The organism is Tsukamurella pulmonis (assembly GCF_900103175.1).
GTDB classification, from domain to species: domain Bacteria; phylum Actinomycetota; class Actinomycetes; order Mycobacteriales; family Mycobacteriaceae; genus Tsukamurella; species Tsukamurella pulmonis.
Genome location: NZ_FNLF01000002.1, coordinates 862,344 through 872,702 on the forward strand (window position 1 = coordinate 862,344; position 10,359 = coordinate 872,702).

A 10,359-nucleotide genomic window follows, 5' to 3' on the forward strand; every position below is an offset into this window, starting at 1 on the left:
GCGAAGACGAAAGGGCCCCGGGAGCGATCGCTCCCGGGGCCCTTTCGTCTTCGTGTGCGGAGTGTCAGCCGGCGTTCTTAGCGGCCGTGCTGAGCAGCGGCAGGTAGCGCTCCAGCATCCAGGGCAGGTTCAGCACGTTCGGCGAGCTCACGGCGAACACCAGCGGCGGATCCGTCAGCGGCACGTAGGACTTGCGCTGCGGGGCGGTGAGGCTGGTGAAGACCGGGTTGGACTCGGTCGACTGCTGCTTCGCGGCGTCCAGGTACCAGGAGGTGAGCACCTGGGGGTTGTACTGCGGCACGTTCTCCCAGCTGACCGGCGCGGCGAACTTGCCGGGCGGGGTCTGCTCGCGCAGCGCGGCCAGCGACGGGAGCGGGGTGAAGCCCAGGCTCCCGAGCAGCTGGGTGCGGGGATCGGTGTCGAAGTAGATGTTCAGGCCGTCCGTGGTGGTGGCGCTCGCCGCGGCGATGGTCTTGCCGGCGAACTCCGGGTGCGCGGCCTTGGCGTCGGCGATCTGCTTGTCGGCGGTGGCGACCAGCGAGGCCGCCTCCTTGTCCTTGCCCAGGGCCTTACCGACGGTGGTGGTCTGGTCCTTCCAGGAGGTCTGCCACGTGCGGCCGGGGTAGGCCACCGTCGGCGCGATCTTGGACAGGTTCGCGTACTGGTCCGCGGTGAGTCCCGACTGCACGGCGAGGATCACGTCGGGCTTGAGCGCGGCGATCTGCTCGAGCGGGATCGACTTGCTCGACTCGGCCAGCAGGGTGGGCTTCGCATCGCCCAGCTTGTCCTTGACCCACGGCACGATGCCGCCCTCGCAGCCGCAGTCGGACTTCATGTCCCGCATGCCGACGGGGATCACACCCAGGGCGACGGCCGCCTCGGTGCTGCCCCACCCGAGGGTGACGACGCGCTCCGGCTTCTTCGCGATCTCGGCAGTGCCGAGCGCGGACTGGATGGACACGGGGAAGCCCGCCGTGTCCTGCGACGACGAGGAGTCATCGGACGATCCGCCCGAGCCGCAGGCCGTGACCAGCATGGTCATGGCCGCGGTGGCGGCGAGCGCGATGCGCGCTCGACGGAATCGAAGTGTCACCGGGTGTTCCTTTCATCTGCCCGCAGGAGTGCGGAGTTCAATGTGCGGCCGATCTCGGCGATCGGTCCGGGCTGCGTCATGTCCTTGTGCTCGCAGTCCACGTCGTGGTTGTCGATGGTGCCGGTGAAGTACGGCCGCCACAGCGGGTACGTCGCCGACGTCGCGGGGTTGCGCGCCGCGGTGAAGAAGACGAGGTCGCCGTCCACCTCGGCCTGGTACGGCTCGGCCTCCAGGTTCACCGCGTTGGCGAAGTTGTCGATCATCGCGTTGGGCGTGACCTCGGTGATGCCGGCCAGCGCGCTGCCCTCCGACTGCAGCACGTCGATCACTGCCTGCCGCGTGATCCCCTTGTCCACCAGGGGCTGCGGGTCGTAGCCCACCATGTAGAGCAGCGCCGCGAGGGCGTCCTGCTCGGTGGGTACCGACGGCCAGGCGTCCGACGGGAAGGAGTCGAGCATCGCCACCACGCCCACCGGCTCCCCGGCGGCTTGCAGCTCCGCGGCGATGGCGTGCGCCACGACGCCGCCGAGCGACCAGCCGACCAGGTGGTACGGCCCGTGCGGGGCGACCTCGCGCATCCGCTCCAGGTACTCGAGCGCCATCTCGCGCAGCGTCCCGGGCGGCCGCGAGCCGGTCGCCAGGTTCGACGCCTGGATGCCGTACAGCGGGAAGCGCTCGTCGAGGTGACGCAGCAGACCCGCGTAGCCCCAGCTGATCCCGCCCGCGGGGTGGAAGCAGAACACCGGCGCACCGTCGCCCGTGGTGCGGAACGGCAGCACCGGGCCCAGGCCCGAGTCCTCCTCGCCCGCACCGGACTCCAGGCGGGCGACCAGCTCGCCCACGGTCGGCGCCGCGAACAGCGTGGCGACGGTCGCGTTCACGCCGAACTCCGCGCCGATCTCGGTCATCAACCTGGCGGCCAGCAGGGAGTGCCCGCCGAGGTCGAAGAAGTTGTCGTCGATGCCCACCGCGTCCAGCCCGAGCGTGCGCGCGAACATCGCGCACACGCGCTCCTCGCGCGGGGTCCGCGGTCCGCGGCCCGAGATCTTGTGCGCGGAGGCCGGTTCCGGGAGGGACTTCAGGTCCACCTTGCCGTTGGGCAGGCGGGGGAACTCGGGCAGCGGCACGAAGATCGCCGGCACCATGTACTGCGGCAGCCGGGAGCGGGCGCGCCGGGTCAGCGCGTCGGCGTCGAACGTCGCGCCCGCGACGGTGGTCACGTACGCGACGATCCGCTCGCCGAGCACCGCGACCGCGACATCGGCCACCGATTCGTCGGCGCCGATCACGGTCTCGATCTCGCCGAGCTCGATCCGGAAGCCGCGCACCTTGACCTGCGAATCGGCCCGTCCGCCGAAGTACAGCTGTCCGTCCTCGCCCCACCACACCAGGTCGGACGTGCGGTACATCCGTCCGCCCGGCACGAACGGGTCGTCGAGGAACCGCTCGGCCGTCTGCTCGGGCCGGTTGCGGTAGCCCAGCGCCACCGACGGCCCACCCAGGTAGAGCTCACCGACGGTGCCGGGCGGCACCGGACGCAGCCCCTCGTCGAGGACGTAGCCGCGCATGCCGGGGTCGGGCGGGCCGATGGGCACCGGGCCGGTGTGCTCGGGCGCGATCGTCGCGATCGTCGCGTTGACGGTGCACTCGGTGGGGCCGTAGGCGTTGAACAGCCGCCGTCCCGGGGCGAACCGTGCGATGAGCGAGGGAGTCAGCTTCTCGGCGCCGAGCATGAGATCGATGCCCGGTGCCAGGTCCGCATCGGGCGGGAAGGCCGCGGCGAAGGACGGGGGTACGCCGACGAAGTTCACCCGCTCGGCCTCGATCACCTCCAGCAGCGGCCGGCCGGGGATCCGGTCCTCCTCGCGCGCGACGACCAGCGTCCCGCCCGAGCACAGCCCCCACATCAGTTGCCAGAAGCCGAGGTCGAAGCTGATCGAGGAGAAGTGCAGGGCGCGGGTGTGCGGGCCCATGCCGATCACATCGCGCTGCAGCACCAGCAGATCGGCGATGCCGCGGTGCGCGACCTCCACGCCCTTCGGGCGCCCCGTCGAACCGGACGTGTAGATCAGGTACGCCAGGTCGTCGGGCGACGGTGCCTCCCGCCGGAGCGATTCGACCTCGGCGCCGCCCCCGGTCGCGGCGAGCGCCCCGCCGGGGGCGAAGGCCGCCACGAAGTCCGGCTCGCCGAGGATCACCTTCGGGGCGGCGTCGTCGATCATGTCGGCCAGCCGGTCCGCGGGGTAGCTGGGATCGAGGGGCACGTAGGCCGCCCCGGCCCGCAGGACCGCGACCACCGCGGCGATCATCTCCGCGCTGCGGGGCAGGGCGATGCCGACCACGTCGCCGCGGCCGATGCCGAGCGCCACCAGGTGCGCGCCGAGCGCATCGGTCCAGGCGAGCACGTCACCGTAGGTGTAGCGCGCGCCCCCGCAGACCAGCGCCTCTGCGGCGGGATCGGTGCGGGCGATCGGGAGGAAGACCTCCGCGAACTCGCGCGCCGGCTCCTCGTGCGCGGTGTACGACCAGGCGCGCAGCTCGTCACGCTCGGCGTCGGTGAGCAGGTCGGCCGCGGTGAGGGGCGCCGTGGGCGCGGCGGGCAGCTCGGTCAACGCGAGGCGGAACCGCTCGGCCAGGCGCTGCGCGGTCGACGGGGCGAACAGCTCGGTGGAGTACTCGAGGTCGATCGCGATCCCCGCGCCGCCCTCGGCGTCGGTGGTCTCGACGCACCGGAACGACAGGTCGAACTTCGCGGTCTCGGTGCCCACGAGTTCCGTCGTCATGCGCGCATCGGTCGGGCTCCCCGCCCAGTGCGAGAGCATCACCTGGAACAGCGGGTGACGGCCGCTCGCGCGGGGCGGGTTCACGGCGTCGACCACCGCGTCGAACGGGACGGCGGCGTGCGCGAAGGCGCCGAGGTCACGGTCCCGGACGTGGCCCAGCGCATCCTCGAAGCTCACGACCGCACTCAGGTCGGTGCGCAGCACCACGGTGTTGACGAAGCAGCCGATGAGCGGGTCCGTCGCGGGGTGATCGCGGCCGGCCACCGGCGTGCCCACGCAGAGGTCGTCGCCGGAACCGAAGCGGCGCAGCGTGACCGCGAGCGCGGCGTGCAGCGCCATGAACACGCTGGCGTCCGCCGCCTCGGCCACGGCCCGCAGCCGCCGGTGCTCCGCGGCACCGAGCCGGGTCCGCACGACGGCGCCCGCGCCGGTCGGCAGCGCGGGGCGCGGGAAGTCCGTGCGCCACGACGGCTCGGTGGGGGCGTCGGCGAGGGCCTCGCGCCAGAAGGCGAGACCGCGCTCGGCGCCGTCGCCGGCGTTCTCCTGCTGCCACAGCGTCACGTCCCGGTAGGTGGGGGCGTCGGCCGGCCAGTCCGCGCCCGGCTCGCCCGCGAGCCGAGCGGCGTAGGCGCGCCCGAACTCCTCGGTGAACCGCTCGCGGGAGGACTCGTCGCCGATGATGTGGTGCATGGCGACGCCGATGCCCTCCGGCGCGGCGAAGGTGCGCACCGGCGGCGCGGTGGCGAGGTCGAAGCCGCTCGCCAGCGCCTCGGCGACCGCGGCGCGGAGATCGGGGACCGCAGTCGGTCGCGGTGACCAGGAGAGAACCTCCTGCACGGGCGCACCGTCCTGCACCGGGAAGCGGGTGCGCAGGCTCTCCTGCCGTCGGGCGACATCGGTGAGGGCCGCCAGCGCGGCGTCCACGTCGAGGGGGCGGCCGTCGGTGGGGCGCAGCACCAGGCCGAGGAGGTAGGCGTCCGCGCCCTCGAGCCGGGAGAGCAGCCACAGGCGCTCCTGCGCTGGAGAGAGCGGGGTGGGGCCCGCGCCGGCGGCGCCGGCCGTCGGTCCGTCCGTCGCGTGCCCGGCCTGCGCGCCGTCGCCGGCGAGCGCGGCGAGGGCGCGTGGGGTGGGGCCGGCGAAGACGTCCGCCAGGCGCACAGCGGCGAGCCCGGGCAGCTCAGCGAGGCGACGCACCAGGTGCACGGCGAGCAGGGAATGCCCGCCGAGGGCGAAGAAACCGTCGTCCGGGTCGACCGCGTCGACGCCGGTGACCTCGGCGAAGACCGCGCAGACCTCGCCGACGAGTCCGGTGGCGCGCGGTCCGGTGCCGGCCGTCCCCGCGAAGGCGGGCGCGGGGAGGGCGCGCTTGTCGACCTTGCCGTTGACCGTCAGCGGGAACCGCGGCAGCGGGATCACCAGCGCGGGCACCATGTAGCCGGGGAGCCGGGCGGCGAGGTGAGCCAGCACCGCGTCCTCGGACCCGGCGGGCGCGAGGACGTAGGTGACGAGTCCGTCGTCGCCGCTGGGCAGCGCCGTGAGCACCGTGACGGCGCCCGCCACGTCGGGATGGTCGATGGCCGCGGCGTCGATCTCCGCGGGCTCGACGCGGTGCCCGCGCAGCTGCACCTGATCGTCGGTGCGGCCGATGTACTCGAGCAGCCCCGTGGGCGTGACCCGGGCGCGGTCGCCGGTGCGGTACATCCTGCCCTCCCCGAAGGGATCGGGCACGAACCGGTCCGCCGTCAGATCGGGACGCCCGAGGTAGCCCGCGGACAGGCCCGGGCCGGCGACGTACATCTCACCGATCCGTCCGGGCGGCACCGGCTCCCGGTTCTCGTCGAGGACGTAGGCGCGCAGATCGGCGAGGGGCCGGCCGATGATCGACGCCGGGGAGTCGGACTCCCGGAGCACGTGCTCGGTCACGTGCACCGTGGTCTCGGTGATGCCGTACATGTTCACCAAGGCGGGCCCGGTGCCGGTGACATGATCACCGAACCGGTCGAACCACGGCCGCAGCCGCGCGGGCTCGAGGCGCTCGCCACCGAAGACGATGTGCCGCAACTTCTCCGCGGCGGCGGCGGACAGCTCGTGCTGCAGCGCGTAGAACGCGGCGGGCGTCTGGTTCAGCACGGTGACCCCGTGCCGCTCGATCAGTTCCGCGACCCGGGCGGGATCGGTGACGTCCTCGCGGGTGGGTGTCACGACGGCGCCGCCGTGCAGCAGCGCGCCCCACAGCTCCCACACCGCGAAGTCGAAGGCGTAGGAGTGGAACATGATCCACCGGTCCGCGGGGCCGAATCGCAGGGCGGTCGCGGTGAACAGGCGGAGCACGTGCTGGTGCCCGATGGGCACGCCCTTGGGCGTGCCCGTGGATCCGGAGGTGTAGATCACGTAGGCGGTGCCGTGCGGCACCCGCGCGGCGTCCGGGTTCGGGGCCAGCGCATCGACGGCACCGTCCGCGCGGACCACGGCGGTCGGCCCGGCGTCCGCGACGATGAAGTCCGCTCGCGCGGAGGGGGTTCCGGGGTCGACGGGCAGGTAGGCGGCCCCCGTCCGGAGGACGCCGAGTACCGCGGTGGCCACCTCGGGGCCGCGGGGAACGGAGATCTGCACGAGGTCGCCCGCCGCGACACCGGCCTCCCGCAGGCGGTCGGCGAGCTCCTCGGACGCGGCGCGCAGGTCCGCGTAGGTGAGGGCGGCACCGTCGGGGGAGAGGACGGCGGGCGCGTCCGGAGTCTCCTCGGCCCGGGCGTCGAAGGCCTGCACCAGGGTCCGCTCGCCGGTAGCGGCGGCCCAGGCCCGCGCGTCGGCGGCCGTGAACCAGTCGATCTCGGCGGCGGGCGCGTCCGGTGCGGCGAAGAACGCCGCCGTGAACGCCGCGAGCCGGTCGGCGTGCCCGGCGATCTCGGCGGCGGTGTGCAGGTCCGGGTTCGCGGCGAGGTCGATCCGCAGGCGCGGCCCCGCGTCGGTCTGCAGCGATTCGACGGTGATCGAGACGTCGGCGATCGGGCCCGCGGCGAGTACCTCGAAGTCGGAGGGGCCGCCGGGGATCGGGAGGTTCGAGGCGAAGGGCTTGACGTTGACGAGCACGCCGGCGCCGGTGCGGTGATGCTCGCCGGCGGCGACGGCGCGCAGGCCGCTCTCCGCCGCGGCGGCCAGCTCGGCCGGGGTCGTCTCCGGCTCGACGGTGAGCGGCAACGCGGCGATCCAGGCCGCCGAGAGCGGCGAATTCATGCTCGCGGACGCCCGGCCCAGGACGGGAACGCCGACGCGCACGTCGGTCGTGCCCGTCAGGCGCGCGGTGTACGCGGCGACGGCGGCGACGGTCCACGGGGCCCAGGGGGTGGGTACCGTCCCCGCGTCGACGGTGCGCACGGCGTGCAGCGGGCCCGGCGTCGCGGGGGCCTCGCCCTCGGACCAGCGGGTCAGGGGGCGGACAGCGGGGTCGTTCCCCGGTCCGTCGGCGGGCTCGGGGGCGGGCAGCGACTCCGGGGTGATCAGCCGGGACGCGGGCGGTTCGGTTCCCTCCGCGAGGGCGGCGTAGATCCGGCCGATCCGCCGCCGGAGCAGGGCGTAGCCGTAGCCGTCCAGGATCAGGTGGTGCGCCCACAGGCACCAGCCGATGCGCGGCCCGTCCTCGTGCGCGATGCGCACGACCAGGGCGCCCACCGTCCGGTCGCGCACCGGGTCGATCGTCCGGTGCGCCGCGCGCCGGAAGAGGCGGCGGGCGGCGTCGACGTCCCCGACGTCGGCGCGCTCGATCACCGGCGTGGCCGTGGGATCGCTGATCCGCCGCGGCACGCCGTGCTCCTCGACGAAGCGCACGCGCGCCAGCCCCGACTCCACGAGCGCCCGCCGGGTGGCCTCGGCCAGCAGGTCCGGATCGGCGTGATCGCCCAGGTAGGCGGCCTCGGCGGTGGTGTAGGCCGCGGGGTGTGCGGCGGCGTGGTGGCCCAGCCAGAGGTCGTGGGCGGCCTCGGTCAGGTTCGTCGACTGCGCGGACCCGGTCCCGGTGTCGATCGTGGAAATGGTGATCCCCTTGTGCTCCGATGGAATGAACGTGGCTCCGTTGTTAGGCTTTGGTTAGGCTAACCGCTATCGAGGATGCTGCCCGATCGGGAGCGCGCCGGGCCATCGCTGTGGTGACTGACACAGTGGATTTCCTCCCAGTGATTGGACTCCGGTTGCATAGGTGTGCCTATCCTATCCAGAGAGCGATCGAGAAGTGAATGGAGACTCATGGCAGACCAAGAGACCATCGTCGACGTCGTCGGCATCGGGGCGGGGCCGTCGAACCTCGCGCTCGCCACCGCGATCGATGAGCACAACCGTGCCGGTCGCCCCCGGATCTCCATGGAGATCCTCGAACGCAAGCCGTCCTTCGCCTGGCATCCGGGCATGCTGCTCGACGGCGCCACCATGCAGGTCGCCTTCCTCAAGGATCTCGCCACGCTCCGGAATCCCCGCAGCCCGTTCAGCTTTCTGAGCTACCTGGAGGCGCGCGGACGGTTGGTGGACTTCGTCAACCACCAGACCTTCTTCCCCACCCGCGCCGAGTTCACCGACTACCTGCGGTGGGTCGCGGACAGCGTCGACGCCCGGATCGACTACGGCACCGAGGTGGTGGCGGTCGAGCGGGCCGAGGACGGTGCGGCCGACGGCGCCCGCTGGATCATCGACTACTCCGGTCCCGACGGGGCGGGGCGGCTGCGCGCCCGGACCGTCGTCGCCGCCACCGGCCTGCGGGAGCGGTTGCCGGACTGGGCCGCCGAGGGGCCGCGCCTGTTCCACAACCACCGGCTGCTCGAGCACCTCGGCACCGCGTCCTTCGATCCGCAGGGCGAACACCGCTTCCTCGTGGTCGGCGGCGGCCAGAGCGCCGCCGAGGTCGTGCAGTACCTGCACCGTGAATTCCCCTCCGCCGTCGTCGAATCCGTGTTCAACTCCTACGGTTTCCAGCCGGCCGACGACAGCCCGTTCGCCAATCGGGTCTTCGATCCCGACGCCGTCGACGACTTCTTCGACGCGCCCGAGCCCGTGCGCTCGGAGCTGATGCAGCGGCACGCCACCACGAACTACGGCTGCGTCGACCTGGAGCTGATCAACGAGCTCTACGCCGCCGAGTACCAGGAGAAGGTGACCGGGCGGCGCCGGCTGCGGTTCCGGCCCGCCACCTCCGTCCGGTCGGCGATCACCGCCGACGACGCGATCACCGTCGCCCTCCACGACCGGCTCGCGGACGCCGAGAGCGTCGAGCGCTACACGGCCGTCGTGTGCGCCACCGGATTCCGGTCCACCGGCGTCTCCGAGGTGCTCTCCGGGTGGGGGCTGACCCCCGAACGCACGTCCGTGGCCCGCGACTACCGCCTCCAGCTCGACGGTGCGCCCGTCCCCGGCCTCTACATCCAGGGCGCGACCGAGGCCACCCACGGCCTCGGCTCCACCCTCCTCTCCAACGTCGCCGTCCGCGCGGGGGAGATCCTGGACGGCATCGAGCGCGAGTGCTCCGATGCCGATCTCACCGTCACCGCCGCGAAGGGAGCATGATGCGCGTCGTCACTTTCGGATTCCAGACCTGGGGTCACCGCACGCTGTCCGCCGTCCTCGACGCCGGGCACGAGGTCGCCCTCGCGGTGACCCACCCCGTCTCGAACAACCCCTACGAGATGATGTGGAACGACTCCGTCGAGGAGCTGGCCACCAGCCGCGGCGTGCCCGTGCACCTGGCCAAGAAGCCCGACGAGGCGCTCTACGAGGCCGTCACCGAGGCGCAGCCCGACATCATCGTCGCCAACAACTGGCGCACCTGGCTGCCCGAGTCGATCTACTCGATGCCGCGCCTGGGCACCCTGAACATCCACGACTCGCTGCTCCCGCGCTACGCCGGGTTCTCCCCACTGATCTGGGCGCTGATCAACGGCGAGACCCACGTGGGCGTCACCGCGCACCTCATGGACGCCGGGCTCGACACCGGCCCGATCATCGCGCAGGAGTCCGTCGCGGTGGGGCCCGCCGACCGCACCGTCGACCTGTTCCACCGCACCGTCGACCTGATCGGCCCGCTGGTGACCCGCGCGCTCGGCGAGCTCGAAGCCGGTACCGCCCAGCCGATCCCGCAGGACCCGGCCGCGGCGACGTACTTCCACAAGCGTTCCGACGCCGACAGCCGGATCGACTGGTCCTGGCCGGCCGACGCCATCGAGCGCCTCATCCGCGCGCAGTCCGACCCGTACCCGAACGCGCACACCGTGTTCCGGGGTGAGCGGCTCGCGATCACCGCGGCCTCGGTGTCCGACAAGCGCTACGGCGGCACGCCCGGCCGCGTCTGCGTCCCCGACGGCGAGGGCATCGCCGTCGTCGCCGGACCCGACGCGTGGCGCGGCGGCAACCCGGCGCTGATCGTGGAGCGCGTCCGCACCGCGGACGGTTCCGAGCACCCCGCGGCGAAGATCCTCGGGGATTCCGGGGCGTATCTCGGCTGAC

The 10,359-nt window shown here is 73.0% G+C and carries 4 protein-coding genes; 2 read left to right on the top strand and 2 right to left on the bottom strand.

The window, feature by feature from the left end:
* Positions 1-64: 64 nt before the first annotated feature.
* Positions 65-1,093: an iron-siderophore ABC transporter substrate-binding protein gene (locus BLQ62_RS04425; RefSeq protein WP_231857659.1), complete on the bottom strand. Its 1,029-nt coding sequence runs from the start codon at positions 1,091-1,093 to the stop codon at positions 65-67.
* On the bottom strand, positions 1,090-7,701 hold the full coding sequence (locus BLQ62_RS04430; protein WP_231857658.1) for a non-ribosomal peptide synthetase: 6,612 nt from the start codon (positions 7,699-7,701) through the stop codon (positions 1,090-1,092). The genes BLQ62_RS04425 and BLQ62_RS04430 overlap by 4 nt, the downstream gene beginning before the upstream one ends.
* A gap of 414 nt (positions 7,702-8,115) precedes the next feature.
* Between BLQ62_RS04430 and BLQ62_RS04435 the strand changes: the two genes are divergently transcribed.
* Positions 8,116-9,423 (top strand): lysine N(6)-hydroxylase/L-ornithine N(5)-oxygenase family protein, encoded by a 1,308-nt coding sequence (locus tag BLQ62_RS04435; RefSeq protein WP_068533512.1) that lies wholly within the window; start codon positions 8,116-8,118, stop codon positions 9,421-9,423.
* Positions 9,423-10,358: a methionyl-tRNA formyltransferase gene (locus BLQ62_RS04440; protein WP_068533774.1), complete on the top strand. Its 936-nt coding sequence runs from the start codon at positions 9,423-9,425 to the stop codon at positions 10,356-10,358. Before BLQ62_RS04435 ends, BLQ62_RS04440 begins: the two co-directional genes overlap by 1 nt.
* Position 10,359 lies beyond the last annotated feature (1 nt).